13 protein-coding genes, 1 tRNA gene and 1 pseudogene are annotated in these 16,675 nt (G+C 52.4%); 5 read left to right on the top strand and 10 right to left on the bottom strand.

Translation table 11 applies throughout. The features are described 5' to 3' along the window. Nucleotides 1-132: 132 nt before the first annotated feature. From J3482_RS15025 to J3482_RS15010, 4 genes are all read right to left on the bottom strand, one after another. The gene (locus J3482_RS15025) at nt 133-3,363 is read right to left on the bottom strand and encodes an adenosylcobalamin-dependent ribonucleoside-diphosphate reductase (protein ID WP_206922631.1); all 3,231 of its coding nucleotides are present in this window, start codon (nt 3,361-3,363) and stop codon (nt 133-135) included. 62 nt (nt 3,364-3,425) lie between these two features. Continuing rightward, a complete protein-coding gene (gene nrdR, locus J3482_RS15020) occupies nt 3,426-3,890 on the bottom strand; it encodes a transcriptional regulator NrdR (RefSeq protein ID WP_146824094.1) in 465 nt (154 codons plus the stop codon). Between the two features lie 160 nt (nt 3,891-4,050). Then, nucleotides 4,051-4,860, bottom strand: a complete 810-nt coding sequence (locus tag J3482_RS15015) for an HAD-IIA family hydrolase (protein ID WP_206922630.1) — start codon at nt 4,858-4,860, stop codon at nt 4,051-4,053. A 139-nt stretch (nt 4,861-4,999) separates the two neighbouring features. After that, nucleotides 5,000-5,470, bottom strand: coding sequence for a hypothetical protein (locus tag J3482_RS15010; RefSeq protein WP_146824096.1), 471 nt, complete (start codon nt 5,468-5,470; stop codon nt 5,000-5,002). A 137-nt stretch (nt 5,471-5,607) separates the two neighbouring features. On the opposite strand from J3482_RS15010, the gene J3482_RS15005 reads away from it, so the two are divergent. The 4 genes from J3482_RS15005 to J3482_RS14990 are packed head-to-tail and all read left to right on the top strand — an operon-like array spanning nt 5,608 to nt 9,088. Next, nucleotides 5,608-6,492: an MBL fold metallo-hydrolase gene (locus J3482_RS15005; protein ID WP_146824097.1), complete on the top strand. Its 885-nt coding sequence runs from the start codon at nt 5,608-5,610 to the stop codon at nt 6,490-6,492. Then, on the top strand, nt 6,489-7,733 hold the full coding sequence (locus J3482_RS15000) for a glycosyltransferase family 39 protein (RefSeq protein ID WP_223204235.1): 1,245 nt from the start codon (nt 6,489-6,491) through the stop codon (nt 7,731-7,733). Before J3482_RS15005 ends, J3482_RS15000 begins: the two co-directional genes overlap by 4 nt. A gap of 49 nt (nt 7,734-7,782) precedes the next feature. Then, complete coding sequence (locus tag J3482_RS14995) at nt 7,783-8,700, top strand: glycosyltransferase family 2 protein (protein WP_146824098.1); 918 nt, start codon at nt 7,783-7,785, stop codon at nt 8,698-8,700. A gap of 43 nt (nt 8,701-8,743) precedes the next feature. After that, nucleotides 8,744-9,088 (top strand): EamA family transporter, encoded by a 345-nt coding sequence (locus J3482_RS14990; protein WP_021295126.1) that lies wholly within the window; start codon nt 8,744-8,746, stop codon nt 9,086-9,088. Nucleotides 9,089-9,188: 100 nt separating this feature from the next. Here J3482_RS14990 and dapF read toward each other — a convergent pair whose 3' ends face one another. The 4 genes from dapF to J3482_RS14970 form a co-directional block, all read right to left on the bottom strand. Continuing rightward, nucleotides 9,189-10,061: a diaminopimelate epimerase gene (gene dapF, locus J3482_RS14985; RefSeq protein ID WP_146824099.1), complete on the bottom strand. Its 873-nt coding sequence runs from the start codon at nt 10,059-10,061 to the stop codon at nt 9,189-9,191. A gap of 349 nt (nt 10,062-10,410) precedes the next feature. Then, nucleotides 10,411-10,497: transfer RNA gene (locus J3482_RS14980), tRNA-Leu, on the bottom strand. 139 nt (nt 10,498-10,636) lie between these two features. Further along, a complete protein-coding gene (locus J3482_RS14975; RefSeq protein WP_146824100.1) occupies nt 10,637-12,178 on the bottom strand; it encodes a DHA2 family efflux MFS transporter permease subunit in 1,542 nt (513 codons plus the stop codon). After that, on the bottom strand, nt 12,171-12,680 hold the full coding sequence (locus tag J3482_RS14970) for a MarR family winged helix-turn-helix transcriptional regulator (RefSeq protein WP_146824101.1): 510 nt from the start codon (nt 12,678-12,680) through the stop codon (nt 12,171-12,173). Before J3482_RS14970 ends, J3482_RS14975 begins: the two co-directional genes overlap by 8 nt. 205 nt (nt 12,681-12,885) lie before the next feature. On the opposite strand from J3482_RS14970, the gene J3482_RS14965 reads away from it, so the two are divergent. Next, the gene (locus J3482_RS14965) at nt 12,886-13,617 is read left to right on the top strand and encodes an SGNH/GDSL hydrolase family protein (RefSeq protein ID WP_146824102.1); all 732 of its coding nucleotides are present in this window, start codon (nt 12,886-12,888) and stop codon (nt 13,615-13,617) included. Between the two features lie 94 nt (nt 13,618-13,711). Here the strand turns inward: J3482_RS14965 and J3482_RS14960 are convergent, their stop codons facing one another. After that, nucleotides 13,712-15,430: an ABC transporter substrate-binding protein gene (locus J3482_RS14960; RefSeq protein WP_188332325.1), complete on the bottom strand. Its 1,719-nt coding sequence runs from the start codon at nt 15,428-15,430 to the stop codon at nt 13,712-13,714. A 426-nt stretch (nt 15,431-15,856) separates the two neighbouring features. Then, a pseudogene (locus J3482_RS14955) lies at nt 15,857-16,579 on the bottom strand (LLM class flavin-dependent oxidoreductase); the annotation flags it as partial. Nucleotides 16,580-16,675 lie beyond the last annotated feature (96 nt).

Raw genomic sequence — 16,675 nt, 5'->3', positions numbered from 1 at the left:
TGTACTCTGTGCGTCATCGTAAACTGTCTATTGATGAACAGGACTGCTATGCACAAACAAAAGAGGCACGGTTGCCTTAGAAGACAAGCCGCGCCTCTTTCACACCTTTATTGAACCTACCCTATACCAACCTCAGCACTTACTGTAGCCACAGGCTTCGCACTCGTAGCAACCGCCGGTGTGCACGAGAGAGTTCTGGTGACAATTCGGACACAAGTCTTTCTCGACAGAGTATGCGCGCAACGTTTTTCCAACCTCCGGTTGAACGGTAGGAGCGGTAGACGAGGTCGACTCTGCCGTCACCGTCTCTTGTCCGCTCGCCCACTGCTCATACGCAGCTTGCCGCATCGGGAACGTCTCCGCGTGCTCAATGATAGACTTCGCAATCGCGTCCGGAACCGACGTAATGCGTCGGCTGCCAAAGCCTACCGCACTCGACCCACCAATCCCCGAGAAGTGCTTGACCAGCTCAGCTTCCTTGTTCGGGTTCGCCGAATCCCGAAGATACAGCGTGATGGCACGACCCAAGGCCTCGTTTGCCGCATAGACGTCCGTCCCCGCCTTACCGATGTTCACGAAGATTTCCGTCGCTACGTGCTCGTCGGGATCGTCATTGATTGTGATAAACGCGCGTCCGAGCGGCGTGTCCTTGCGGTACGTCGCACCGTAGAGCACATCTGGGCGCTTGCGCTTGACATAACCCTGAACACTCGGTGCCTGGGTGACCGTCGCTGCGACAGCGTGAGACTCTTGTGCTTGTGACGACTGCGTCCCTGACCCGGTTCCGTTCTCGTCGTCTTGCTTGAGCGAGAGCACCTGCTCGGAACGAGAGCCGTCGCGGTAAATCGTAATGCCTTTGCAACCGAGGGCGTAGGCGAGATCATACAGTTGTTTCGTATCCTCCACCGTGTACGAGTTCGGTGCGTTACAGGTCTTTGAAATCGAACTGTCAATCCACTTTTGCAATGCGCCCTGAACCCGAACGTGTTCCTCTGGGCTCAAATCCATCGCCGTCACGAAATAGTCCGGCAGCGAAGCGTCCTCGCCATGTGCTTTCAAGTATTCATCAACAATCGCTGCGTGCTCTTCAAACATGCCAAGACGAGAGTTGCGGAAATACGTCCAGGCATAGTACGGCTCACAGCCGGTCGAGCAACCTACCATCGTGCCTGTGGTGCCTGTCGGCGCAATGGTCATGGTTGTCACATTGCGAACGCCATGCTCGCGAATCGCTTCGACGACGTGCGGGCGTTCCGCCGCCATCTGCTGCATGAAGCCGGATTGCAGGAACTTGTCGGCCTCAAAGCGTGGGAACGGACCGTTCTCCTTTGCCAATTCCACCGATTCGAGATACGCCCACTCGGCCATCATGCCGATTAACGCGTCAATCAGCTTGACCGACTGTTCCGACCCATAGCGAATCCCGCAGTAAAGCAAGAGGTCGTGCAGACCCATGATACCTAGGCCGACACGGCGCTCCAACATCTGGTTCTCGCGGTTCGCCTCAAACGGATAATACGTCGCGTCGATGACCGCATCCTGAAAGCGAATGCCGCTGCGCGTGGTGCGCTCGAGTTCTTCCCAGCGAATGTGGTGCAACAAAAACTCCGTTTCCTCATCGGAGAAGTGTTTCTGCAAAAGCGCGCGGATATAGGCTTCCTTGTCCTTATCTGCGAATTCCGTTCGCACGCCGCTATCGCGAAAACCATTGGCGAAGCGAGCCAATACAACCGCACCGAGGTTACAAATACCGTTGGCTGGCAGTGGCTGCTCACCACACGGATTGGTTGCCACCAGCGGATTAAAATACCAGGAGTTGCTCATCCGATTGGCGCGTCCGAGGAAAACGACACCTGGTTCTGCCGACTTCCAGGCAGACGTGCACAACTCATCCCACAATGCACGAGCTGATAAAGTCTGCGTCGTCTGGACAGCGCGACCCGCCGCAATCCAGGTGTCAAAATTGCCGTCAAACTCGGCCATCTCACTGTTCGACACATAGCCGATTTCCCATGGTTCGTCGGCTTCTTTGGCTTCCATAAAGCGCTCCGAAATACCGACGCTGATGTTCGCCCCTGTAATCACGCCATCGACTTGTTTCGCCCGGATGAACTTGAGAATATCGGCGTGGCGGTCGTTCAAAATCAGCATCAATGCGCCGCGGCGGGAGCCGCCTTGTAACGTCAATTGGCAGCCGACGCTCATAATCTCGCCAACGCCAACTGGACCGAACCCATCACCAAACACTTGATTGCCTTTGTCGTACAACTGCCCCCAGGAGTAGGCGCCCGAACTGCGGCCATTGACACCGCGCACATAACTGTAACGCGGACGCAGTGACGACAAGACCACGCTGACGCGCTTCCCATCCTTCATCAATTCCCACATGTCGCCGAGTGTCGACGCGATGGTACTACGCTGATCCCCAGGGTACAAGACAGGTCCAACGAGCTCCGGCATCACCTTGACGTCACTTGCGAGAATCCGGTCGTAGAGCTCCTTGGCAGAGACCGATTCGGACTCGACCACAGGGCGCCCCGCCGCCTGCCAATCTTCAATGCGGCCGTTCCACAAATCGTCGTACCCCTCGACAGACGTGTCCGGGAAGACAAACGTCCACGGCGCATCTTCTTCCACGGCGCGCAAAAAGGCGCTGCTGATGCGAACGACCTTCGTGCTGTGCGGGTATTCCGCCTCTAAAAAGTCATCCATATCCGCATGCCACACGTCGAGCACGAGGCACAAGTCGAGCTTGCGCGAGCGTTCCGACACAGGCACGAGCGTGCCTTGTGGTGGGATGCGCGAGAGGTTCATCCCGACGCCACCGCTGCGCGCCTGAATCTCCAGTGTCTGGCCGAACGACTCTGCATAATCCCGCAGATTTGGGCCGACGCTCGGAATGACGAAGCAGTTGTAGCTAGTCGTCTGCATACCCGTGCCCATGGACGCGTTAATACGACCCCCTGGCACGTAGCGCCAATGACTTTGTAAGTCGTAAAAAGCTTCCTGCCAACGCGCCGGATCATTCGTGACCGCCGCAGCACCTGCCGCAACGCGCTTCCACATCTGGCGCGGACTCGTCTCCAAGAGCACGTCCACCTGTTGCACCGGCAAAACCTCTTGTGCGCCATCGCGCAACTCGACAGTCACCGTGCCAGCAGCTTCGTCAATGTCTTTGACCCGGGCCAATTCGTGGTACGCCCGCTTTTTGTCCAGAACGGCGACGACGAGTGACCCAACCGCGAGCGTTTCCTTCTTTACATCTTTTTGCAAATACCTGTCCGCGACAATCTTTTCACCAGTCGCATTGAGGATGTCTTCTGCCGTAAATTGCAACATATGATCTCCCGTAACACTTGCCATGTCGGCATCCTCCGCTCATGCATATTCATCCGTCAACAACAAATGCCGACGACGAGTTCGATTTAACGCTTTTCCCCTAAAAGTGACAGCACTTCTTTTGCGAGCGTCTCGACGTCGCGGAACTCGCGATAGACGCTGGCAAACCGCACATAAGCCACCCCATCCAACTGTTTGAGCGCATCCATGACGCGCTCGCCGATGACCGAAGAAGGGACTTCGCGTTCGTACTCCATCCGCAAAGATCGTTCAATTTCGCTGCACACCGCTTCGATTTGTTCGACTGAGATAGGTCGTTTCTCACAAGCCCGCATCAATCCGCGATAGATTTTTTCTCGCGCGAATTCTTCGCGTTCCATGTCCTTTTTCACGACCATCAACGGGCGCTGTTCCAGTCGCTCATATGTAGTAAAACGCCGACCGCACGCTTCGTTGACACACTCGCGACGGCGGCGAATGGTTGTCCCATCATCACCCGGACGAGATTCTACGACTCGTGTATTTTCCGCGTCGCAGTATGGACACTTCATGGAAACTCCCTCATCTCGCGAGAATCTATTCGGCGTGCCAGATACACCACAGATGTGGTGTTTCATATGCACGTTTTGCATTATACCCACTATATGTACGATTGACAAGAGCCGTCATAGAACCAGAAAAACGCCGCCGCGACGCCATTTATCGCGATTTTTAGCGCGTTTGTCGAAAGATATTTGCAACCGATTCGACCGTTTCATCAGCCTGGGGCAAATCCGTCGCATCGGGAAACGAAACGCCGCTTAACACGTGAATCGTTTTGACACCCGTTTGTGCGCCGGCCAGTACGTCCGTATAAATATTGTCGCCAATGATAACGGCCTCTTCTTTCTTTACGCCGTAACGCTGAAGGGCAAATTCGACAAACGAGCGATCCGGTTTACCGGTGACAATCGGTCGAACACCCGAGGCATATTCGACCAATGCCCCAAGCGACCCGTTGCCAGGGATAAACGTCCCATCTGCAACCGGATAGCGCGCATCGGAATTGGTCAACACGAACCAGCCCAGGCGATAGGCAATGCGCGTGATGATGGCGAGATCGTGATAGGTCACATTCTGGTCCATCCCAATCACGGCCGCCGCCGCAGCATCGGGCGATACGCCGTGAAGATTGCCGCCTTGTGCGCGTGCCGGCGTAAACCCCGCCGCGCGAAGCGCCTCTTCGAGCCCATTTAGGCCGATGTAAGCCACAGTCGATCCCGCTGGAATCCGCGCAATCAACGCGTGCGCCGCTGCCTGCGCAGACGTGCACACTTCTTCTGAATGCGCCGCGATGCCGCAGCGTTCAAGCGCAGTGACCACTTCCGCGGGCGTCCTGGAGGAATTATTGGTAAAGAACACAGGTTGCGTACCTTGTTCACGCAATCGCTCGACGAACGCCGGTGCGCCCGGAATCACCTGTCCGTCGCGCCATAAGGTGCCGTCGAGATCGAGTAAGGCCAATTTAAACTGGTTTTTCATGGAATGTAACCTCCGCTATGTCGAATGGACGGAGAGCCCGTCCGCACACTCCACAGTCTACCACGCGCTGAAAAGGTACGCCTGGAAGCGTCAATTGGCGGTGCCGCCACAGACAGGCACCGCCGACATCAACTGCGCATCAACTGCGCATCGCCTTGCCCCGCTCGTACACTTCGGGCGACACGCGCGCTTTGACGGCTGCCAAGCTCGCCTTCAACCAAACCCGCCGCTGCGCGTGCCACGTTTGCACGGGTGCCGACCACGGCTCTGGAACGTGGCGAGCCAAGAGCAGCGTTTCTAATTCGCGCGTTGCCTTCGCGTCTGCGCGCCTCGCTTTGTATAGTAAACTGACCAAATCGGTGGTCAACCGCTCTCCTTCTGCCTCGCCGTCCGGCTTCAGAAAGTGGAGTCGAATACAATGTCCCAATGCTTCGACGCGACAAACCGTCGACACCTCCGTCCAGTGCCGTAGTGGCGCCAGTGCCGATTCGTCGACAATCCCTGCGGTTTCCCACTCTCTGAGCATCGATGAATATACCTGTTGCGCATATAGTGATCGTCGAAGTGCCTGCAGCGCACTTCCCCACACGGGATGACCAGTGCCTGACATTTTGCAAAACTCCCCCATTACATGTCTTCCGAATATGGATATGTGGGAACTTTGACACAGGTGCAAAAGCGAAAGAAATTGACCATCCCGGCCGAAACTCTTAACATGAATTTGGAACGCGAGAAGGAAGTGGTTTCGTGACAGGCACACTACATACCGAAACGCTATGCGAGCACGTGCTGCGTATCGAATTACCCACCCATACGCTCGAGCCACTCGCTTCGACGAACGTGTATGTCATCCACCACCAAGACGCGGCCATCGTCGTCGACTGCGGCAGCGCCAGCAGTGCGGATATTGAACAGTTGGCCGACTGTCTCAAGCAATTTGGCATCCAACAAGTCGCAGCCTACGTCGCGACCCACTACCACGCCGACCACACTGGTGGCATTCCAGCGCTACAGGCACGATTCCCCGGGCCGGTGTACGTCCACCCGCTCGATCACGCCGGGGCCGCCGATGCAATGCAATGTTCACCAAACGACCTGCTCGCTCCACCGGACACGCTGTCGCTCGGCCATCTCGACATCCGAGTCGAACACAGACCAGGTCACACACATGGCCATTTGCACCTGTTCATCCGACCGCATCGGCTGTTACTCGTGGGCGACCACATGGCAGGCTCCGGAACCGTCTGGATTGGACCGCCTGACGGCCACATGAATGATTACTATCAAGCGCTCCATCACATTGAAACAAGTCAAGCCATCCTGGCCCTGCCGGGTCACGGTCCAGTCATCCCTTCACCGCAAGCGGCAAGCCGCGCACTGCGCCTACATCGCCTTGCGCGCGAGCGGGAAATTTACAACTGGTTGGCCGATGGCAAAAAGACCGCCGACCAACTGGTCGACCTGATTTACGCACACCGCAATCTCGGAAACGCCAAACACGTCGCCAAGCGTACGATTCAGGCGCACCTCGCACGCCTTGTGGAACTGGGTGAGGTGGATTGCCAGGCCTTGGCTCCAGACTTTCAAATGATGTATTTCATACGCGAGTCGCAGGAGGGTAACTACACTTGAACGCACAGCCAAAGCATCGCCGAGCGTGGCTGACAGATGTCATCCTTGTCGCCGTGGCGCTCGTTTTTCAACTATATTTCATATCGCGTGCGTGGAAGATACACGTGAACCTGTTCGGAGATGCAGTGTACTATGACCATTCTGCTACCCTGCTTCTCCTCAAACACGTATACAGCTACTGGAGCTACGGCCCTGCCGCACAAGTGACACCAGGCTATCCGTTCTTTTTGGCGTTCGCATACGCGCTGACCCATCTGACTTCATTTCACCACCAAATCGAAATGCACGTCGTCCAATCCTTCCAGCACCTCCTCATTGTTGGACAGGTCTATTTATTGTATCGCATCATGCGTTACATCTTGCCAAACTGGGCCAGTGTGGTCGGTGCAGTACTGTGGATGATTTATCCACCAGTGAACTGGGCGGCCGACCAACTCTTGACGGAGACATTGTACGTGACTACGCTTCTGGCATTCACCTGGACATTTCTCATTGCACTGAGAAAGATGACGTTTTGGTACTACGTCTTGGCTGGCGCTACCTTAGGCATCACGACACTCGTGCGCCCAACCGTCCTCCCGCTCGTGTTTGCACCGCTCCTTTTACTGTTCAGTCGGGAATACCGAGTAAAAATCGTCCAATTCCTGCGCAACTGGGCAGGGTATCTGGGGACGTTCATCCTCTGTATGCTACCGTGGTGGATACGCAATGTCGTAACCATGCATCAGTTTATTCTCACAGATACAGATATGGGGAATCCCCTGTTGTTTGGCTCGGATCCAAACTTCGAGCAGGATACGCACCTGGCAGACGGCCTGTCTCCGACACAACAAGAACAACTCGCCATCCACCGCATCATTCAAGGGTTCACACACGAGCCCTTCATCTACCTGAAGTGGTACACCGTGGACAAACTCGGCCTCTTGTTTGGCACGCCCTGGTTTTCCGCGCATCCTGGCGTTCACGCCGACATGCTCACGAAGGTGACCTACTACTTTGCACAAGCACACCTTGTCTGGGTAATTGCGGGCGTTATCGGCTTAATACTGGGCATTTGGAAACCCTACTTGCGATGGCTATCGGCGTTAGTGCTGTTTCTCATCGTCGTTCAATTACCGTTTATCCCGATTAACCGCTATGTGTACCCGGTGATGCCCTATTTGTTTGTCGGCGTCATGTACTTTGTCATTTGGCTGACAAACCTTATCAAGAACCGACGAAAACCTGTTATCAACGCTTGAAGCGTGGTATCCTGTGTGAGGGATTCAAGAAGGTGGAGGACGGCTTTCCATGCGTATCGCAGTATTGCTTCCTTGTTACAACGAGGAACTGACCATTGGTAAGGTAGTCGCCGACTTTCGGCGCGAGCTGCCTGATGCAACGATTTATGTATATGACAATAATTCCAAGGACCGCACCGCAGAAATCGCTCGTGAAGCGGGTGCAATCGTCCGCAAAGAAATCCGGCAAGGCAAGGGCAACGTCGTTCGCTCGATGTTTCGCGACATCGACGCGGACATTTACGTGATGGCGGACGGAGATGACACGTACCCGGCCGAATTTGTCCACGAATTGATTCAACCTGTACTCGCCGAAGAGGCAGACATGGTTATTGGGGACAGACACTCGGACGGATCGTACGAGCATGAAAACAAGCGCCCGTTTCACAATTTCGGCAACCACTTCGTAAAAGGTCTCATCAACCGGTTGTTCCACAGTGGCTTGCGAGACATTATGACGGGTTACCGCGTGTTCAATCGGCGATTCGCGAAAACGATGCCAATCAAGAGCGAAGGGTTTGAAATCGAAACGGAAATGACTCTACACGCGCTGGACAAGCGGTTCCGCATTGTCGAGATTCCAATCACGTATCGGGACAGACCACCGGGCAGCGAGTCGAAATTGAACACGTTCAGCGATGGGCTTCGCGTCCTAAAAACGGTCTTTTGGATTTTTAAAGACTACAAACCGCTTGCGTTCTTCAGCATCATTGCGTTGATTCTGTTTATCCTCGGCCTTATCGTCGGTATTCCGGTGATTACCGAGTTTTTTGCCAGTGGCCGCATTGCGAAGATGCCTTCTGCCATCCTGGCAGTCGGATTTATGGTGCTCGCGACCAACGCGCTCACCTGCGGCTTCATTCTCGATACGATTGTCCGCAACCATCGGGATCAATACGAACTAATGCAGAGTGGCTATCGTGGCTAAGCAAGCGCTCCGCGAGGGACATCGGTCTAAAGGAAGGTTTTCGTTGTTATACGCAATCATGGTGCTATCGAACGTCGTGTTGTTGGTTGGCGGGCAAACTTTGTGGAAGTACGGGCTTCGCGACAAAAACCTGACGGATTTAAAAAGTGTCATCGTCGCCATGTTCTCGCCGTGGATTATTGGTGGCATTGTCCTCTATGTCGTGGCGACCGTCATTTGGATTTTTCTCTTGAACAAGCTGTCGCTGAGTCTGCTCTACCCGCTGCAAAGTCTAGCGTATGTACTCGCCATCGTGGTCTCGATTGTGGTCTTCCACGAGCACATCCCGCCGTTGCGCTGGGTCGGGGTCGCGATTATCCTCGCAGGGGTCAGCTTAGTGGCCCTATAATCAAATGTATCGCTAAAAATAGGGTGGTCAACAGAACCATCGCGCGTGGCTGGGCCGGATGATGACCGCCTGGCCACGCGTGCGTTCTATCGCCAGAGGCTTACAGTGGCAAGAAAGCGGGTTCAGCCGTCGGCCACATAAAGGTTCCCTCTGCTACCGTCACTGCTTCACCCGTCATCAGAATATGGCCATCTTCGCGAAGTTCTATGTCTAAATCGCCGCCCAAAAGGTGCACCGTCACCCGATTGTCCACCAAGCCCTTGCGAGCAAGCGCCGCCACACCAGCGCACGCGCCGGTACCACAGGCGAAGGTAACTCCTGAGCCGCGCTCATACACACGAAAGTCAATTTCACTGCGGTTAATCACCGACACAAATTCGGCATTGATGCGGTCCGGAAAATCTGGATGCGATTCAATCCGCGGCCCCATCTGCTCGACGTACTTGTCGTCGACTCGGTCGACCAACGTCACAAAGTGCGGATTGCCCACGTTGACGACGGTCCCCCTCAACTCTGTATCGTCGACATGGACAACCACGTCATCGCCGCCAACGGCATGACTTCCAGTATAGCGGATACTATCTACCCCGAACTTGGCATCCCCCATGTCTACGGTCACCTGTTTGACAGTTCCATCCGGACGAACGTGCACTTGTGCCTCAACGACGCCAGCCTTTGTTTCAATACTGAAAACTGACGTGTGAACCAATCGGTGCTCATACACATACTTCGCGACACAACGCAATCCATTCCCACAAGACTCTGCTTCTGAACCATCTGCATTAAAAATCCGCATACCCACATCTGCTACACGACTGTCTTGTATCAAAATCAAACCGTCCGATCCAATTCCACGACGAACGTCGCTGACAATGGTTGAGAGTTCTGGAAGCGAGACATCAGGCAACTTTGTCTCAAATAAAGACACATAGACGTAATTGTTTCCTAATGCCTGCATTTTCGTGAACTTCAAGGGTGACCGCCTCCTCTATTTCTCTAACAGTGTACATTGCGAGCCATCAGCTCGTAGATCAAACGGTTTTTTCTATTATAAGTCGATATCAGGAAATCTTCCATCCCATCTGCAAACGTTCGCAGTTTGACGCGCCTATAGCGTATATATGTATCAAAAGCCGCGCATATCCAGCCAAAATAACAGATAGCGAATCTACGACCACACATCTTTCGTAAACCTTCCTAACATATTATTTAGAACTTCCGAAATCTCGTGTATATTCTGATGAAACAGTTTCAAATCCCTTTGGGCAAACAAACGCAAAAACGGCTTGTCTGTGCAAAGGCACAGACAAGCCGTCCTGCTATGGTGCGGTCGAGAGGACTTGAACCTCCACGGGGTTGCCCCCACAAGAACCTGAATCTTGCGCGTCTGCCAATTCCGCCACGACCGCATACGAGACGTTCAATTGCTCAACGAACAAGATTATACATAACTCACATGACAAATGCAACCATCGTTTCACAACAATCAACCTGCCAGAACAAACCAAACGGCTTGTTTTGGCAGGTCAGCTTTCATCCTCAAGTTTCTTAATCCTCAAGTACTAATTGGCCTGCTCGATTTGATCCAGCCTTATTCCGTGGCTTCTTGTTCTTCCGCCTGTTGGTGATGATGTCCTCCATGGGCGTGGTACGGCGAATAAACAACGACAGAATAAACGCAGCAACAGCAAAACCCGTAGCGACAAGAAATGCATCATTGATGCCCATCACAGTCCCTTGACCGGTCACCAGTGCCACTTTCGCCTTATCAGCTGGCGAGACGTGCCCTTGTGCCATCAAGTCCTTGATATGCATCGTCGCCCGGTTCGACATAATCGTCACCAAAAATGCCATGCCGACCGCGCCGCTTACCATACGCAAGGTATTTAACAACGCGGTGCCATAACGATTCAGATGAAGTGGCAATTGGTTCAACCCTGCTGTCATAATGGGCATCATCAAAATGGACATCCCAAACATCCGAATCGTATAGATAATCGTGGTGTGCAGGTACGTTGTGTCCAATTGCAACCGTGCCAGGAAAAACGTGGTGACCGCAGTGACCGCCAAACCGAAGGCCGCGAGCCAACGCGCACCAAAGCGATCATACAGTTTTCCGGTAATCGGAGACATCACCCCCATCACGACGCCGCCCGGCAATAGCATCAGACCGGACAAGAGCGGCGAGAACCCCCGTACATCCTGCATGTACAACGGCATCAAAATCATGCCTGCGTACAACGCCATAGTCACAATCACGTTGATTAGCGTCGTCAGTGTAAACATGGGATAGCGAAAAATCCGGAACTCCAAAATAGGGTGGTCGACGACCAGTTGCCGCCAAACGAAGAAAATCAGGCTGACACCGCCGACGATGAAGCTGACGATGACGTCGATACTCCCCCACCCATTGCTACCAGCCACGCTAAAACCATAAAGAATGCCGCCAAACCCAATAGTCGACAACGCGACCCCGAAGGAATCCAGTTTGGGCCGTTTGGTCTCTGTTACGTTCTTAAGCACGAAGATAGAAACGATAATGTCTGCAATGGCAATCGGCAAAATGATGAAAAACAACAGACGCCACGAGTGGTGCTCGACAATCCAGCCGGACAGCGTCGGCCCAATTGCCGGCGCAAAGTTCAGGGCAATACCAAGAATCCCCATTGCACCACCACGCCGTTCGGGTGGGAACAACGTGAAAATGACGTTGGTCAAAAGTGGCATGAGAATTCCGGCGCCGCCTGCCTGAATGACACGGCCCACGAGAATCAGCGAAAAGTTTGGCCCAATCGCACAGACCAGCGTCCCTAAAGCAAATAACGACATCGAGGTAATATACAATTGCCGAGTGGTAAACCGCTCCATCAAAAACGCCGTAATCGGAATCACGACGCCGTTCACTAACATATAAATGGTGGTCAACCAGTCGCCGGTCGTCGCCGTGATATGAAGATAGTCCATCATCTGCGGCAAAGCGACATTAATGAGCGTTTGATTGAGAAAAGCGATGAAGGCACCGGCAATCATGACGCCGAATATTGGAGCAACCGGCAGTGCATTAGGTGTTCCTGTTCGCGCATTACTCATTCTCCTCTTTTTCTCCCTCTCTCTTTAAAATTTCTATCAACGTCCGATGAATGCTCAGCATGATGTCAATCTGCTCCGCAGGCATATCCCGCAAGCCACCAAGCGCCACAGTCAGCATCGACTGCTCGCCAAACGCCTGCTGTTGCAGCGCGCGCCCACGCTCGGACAGCCTGACCGCGATGGTGCGCTGGTCTTGCTCCAACCGTTCACGCTGAAGTATTCCTGCCTCAACCATGCGTTTGACCACGCCGCTCATCGTGCTACACCCGAGTTCCAGACGCTCTGACAACTCATTAAGCGATAAATCCGGTTCCTCGTACAAAACATGCAGCACCATCATCTGCACGGGCGTGAGACCAAGCCTATCACCTTGTTTGCGCATCAACTGCCCCATCGCACGGTCTACTTGCCGGAAAGAACGAATAATCTGATCAACTTTGAGACCTTGCAAACGATGTTCAGAATTCTGCAGTGATTGCACCTCCAATACACGAAAGTCCATATTTGTTCGGACACCAAAAAGTTTGCATACGAAATAACATCAGCATTCTTTATAATACTGCGCACAGATACAACTTCAAGTGGTATTTTTGGATATTTTGTGTCAAATACATTTTGTCACACTTGAACACGCATGAATGAGGAAGCCTAAGTAAGGAAAATATAACCATACTACAATTTGATTTCCATTTGAAGGAAGGAATCGTATGAACATCCGCACATCCGCAGCCGTATTCACCATCTGCAGTACGCTCTCAATACTCGCTGCCCCAGCACAGGCGTTCGCAAAAAAGGCATTTGATAGGACCTCGACACCGTCCGATGAACGAGTTCTCGTCATCGGGGCATCGGTTGCACAGGGTCAAAAAGATACACACACACAAGGTGGCTATCTGAGGCGAGCATTTCATGCACTCAACTTATTGAGCGACAACCACTTTACCGTGATTGACAAAGCTGTTCCTGGTAGCACCGTGCGCAGTATACGAAAGACGTACTTAAAGTGGCTGGATACGGTTCAACCAAACGTCGTGGTCATCGCTTGGGGGGGTTTGAACGATCTCGCCCGACACACACCATTCCCAGAAATTCAGCACGAAGTGTACTGGCAGATTGACACCGCACTAAAACACCACGCTGCGGTCATTTTGGTGACATCGCCCGTGTCACCCGCTTCCTATACAACTTATCGCGTTGCCCAAACGCATCTGTTCAATTCAGAGGTGGCAACCGCCAAGCGCTTTCACAGTCAGAACGTCTATATCTTTAACGTGTTTTCCCAGATGAAATCATACTTCTCGACTCATCACGAAGCATACCAGCCCTACATGGGCGATGGCTGGCATCCGAATGCACACGGTCACGAATTAGCTGCACAATTATTTATCAAGGACTGGTCCAATACGTTTGGCACCCACCCGATTCAGTTCCAAGCGTAGTTGGAAAAAAGGGTGGCCACCGAACGACACGACGTCGCACGGAAACCACCCCTGATTGTATGCAATGTCGGTGTGCAACCGAACACACCATCGATTAATGACCCGGGTCTACCCAAATGGTCGCCAAGGGATCATACATCACAGGACTTGTGTAGAAGCCATGAACCCACGGCTGCACACAGTAGTAACCGACATTTTGGTACAGCGGAACGATGACGGCGTCAGACATCACTTGGTTGATAACCTTCCCGTACAATTCGTTGCGTTGCGCCGTGTCCGTCGAGTATTCTGCCTGGTTCAGCCACTGATCTACCTGCGGATTCGAGTAGTTCGTCATGTTGTTTTGCGGAATCTGACTCGAATTAAACAAGGTGTTCAGGAAGTCGGACGCATCAGGGAAATCTTGATTCCAACCAGTTCCGAAGGCCTGGGCATCGCCAGACATCGATTTTGTCAGGAAGTCCTTCCAGGTCACCTCATGCAAGTTGACCGTAATACCGATGTTCTTCATCATCTCTTGGAACGCCTGATCTTCTTTCTTGGCTGCGTCTGTATTCTCATTCCACAAATCGATGGTCAGACCCTTCGAGTAACCAGCTTTCGCCAAAAGTTGTTTTGCTTTCGCCACATCCGTGGTATATGTAGCCGATGGATCAAGTTTTTGTACGTAACCTGGCAACGAATCGGGCAACGGCTGATTTGAAGACTTCACCGCCCCATTGTTCAACTTGACAATCTGGCTGTCGTCAAATCCATACTCAATGGCACGACGTACGTCGACGTTGCTCAGCGGATTCGGTTTCCCATCAATCGTTGGTTTCGTATTCAAACCATAGTAAAAGACCGCGTTCATATCCTGCTTCATCACGAGATTTTTATATTTCGGGTTGTTCATAATGGTTGGGTATTGCGAACTCGGAATACCGTCCCCACCCTCGAGCCATGGACTCATGAACGCCGTCTGACCTTGTTCCCAGTGCATTGCGCTCAACTGGCTGTTGTTACTGATGTTGATAGTGATTTGGTCAAGGTACGGAAGTTGGTTGCCGCTCGAATCTTTCTTCCAATAATGTGGGTTCTTGACCAAGACGACCTTGCTTTGATTGTTCGTCTTTAACATAAACGGTCCGGTTCCCATCGCCTTCGTGGTATCCATCGCGGCATTGCCGACTTGATTCACGAACTTCGGGTCGACGGCAGATAAGAACGGCATCGCTAAAATTTTCAAGAAGAATTGCTCTGGCTTATCCAAATGAATGACTAACGTCTGATCATCTGGCGTGGACACACCGCTGATGGTCTTGGCTTGTCCATCGTAGTACGCTTGCGCACCCGTAATATTCAAGAAGAACTGGCTACCTGGGGAAGGTTTGGGCTGCATGTTCTTATCCAGCAACCGCTCGAGTTCGAATACGAAGTCTTTGGAAGTGAGCGGATCCCCGTTGGAGAATTTCACACCTGGCCGAAGGTGGAACGTATACGTCTTACCATCCTGGGAAACTTCCCAGCTCTTCGCCAAATCGCCGACAATATTGTAGCTTCCTTTATCATAGGTGACTAATTGCTCATAAACCGCATAATCGACCTCGGCCGACGTGGTATCAAACGCAATAGCCGGATCTAGATCAGGAACGGCCTGTATCGCATCCAAAGTGATACTGCCACCCTCTACAGGTTTTCCTGAACTTGTCGATGCATTCCCGCCATTGGTTGCGTTGTCCGTCGTGCTGTTCGTGCCACATCCGGCCAACAGCGCGCCAATCACACCGATGGAAGCCACGGTTCCAAGACCTTTCTTCCATGCTGCTGTCATGCCATTGCCCCCATTCATCTCTGTTTTTCGTAAAAGTCCAAACCTTATACCATAAGAATTTCTCGAAAATTAAATCACAATCTATGGAATTTAAGGTTTGATTAAAACATTAAGCAATTCGAGCTTATTCGTCAAGCGACACTTGGAAGCATTGCTATCATGGGAATCTTCCCACTTTTTTATGCAAACAGAGACTGCTCAGCAATTTATTCAGGATATTAATCCCATTTAATAATTTAACAAATGCAGCAGACCCGCGCACGCCACGTGCACCAGCGGATGAAAATTGATATAGCCAACTAGGAGGGCAACCCTACAAAAAGACGGCGCACGTCTGCGCCGTCTTACATGTTTGTTCTCGTTTGGTCTGTACACGCACGGATTCACATAGACCTCATAAATCTCACATGGCTCCCACGGCAAAAATTAAGCCTGTGCCATCGCGGCCCGCTTTTTTTCTACTAGTGGCATCACCTGTTTTGCAAATCGCTCCATCTCCTCAAGCTGAGGCGAACATTGCAACAACAGTAAATCGAGCCCTGTTTCCTCATACTGAAGGATTCGCGCAGCAATCTGATCTGGTGTGCCGATTAGGTTCGGACGCAGTCCGCGGTTGGAAACCGAATAGTCATACAACTGTAATTTCTGTTCCAATTCTGATTTCGATACAAAATCGTCAAAGCTGTCATACGCCGATCCCATTTTCACATCCGTAATGCGAGCCAATTCGATGTTTGCTTCTTCCTCCGTATCGCGGCAAATCACATACGCTGCCATCCCGTAGGATTGTAAGGGCGGCAACCCCTTCTGCGCTCTCCGATTGGTCATATCTTGGATTTTCGCATCAATTTCATCGACCGTCCCACCATGCATGACATACGCATCACAGTGTGAAGTGATCAGATCTTTTCCCTTGTCACTCTCTCCGCCGGCGTAAAGAATAGGATTCGGCCGTTGAACCGGTTTCGGACTGAGTTTGGTATCGACAATGTCGTAATACTTTCCATGATATGTGAACGATGGCGCGGACCACAGCCCTTTTAACACCTCGACAAATTCACGCGTACGGTCGTAGCGTTCATCATGTTCCGTAAAAATCCCACCATACTGTCTCGCTTCTTCCGCCCACCACGCAGATACGATATTTAGGGGCTGCTGAATGATCTATGCAACAACCTTGCTTATGTCGAAATCCGTTCCGAAGAGTTCATCGAGTATGAGCCAAAAAAGAAGCCGTAACCTCTT

The organism is Alicyclobacillus suci, assembly GCF_017329615.1.
Taxonomy (GTDB): Bacteria; Bacillota; Bacilli; order Alicyclobacillales; family Alicyclobacillaceae; genus Alicyclobacillus; species Alicyclobacillus suci.
Note: the sequence above shows the minus strand (reverse complement) of the source record. Positions and strands in the feature narration are given on the sequence as shown.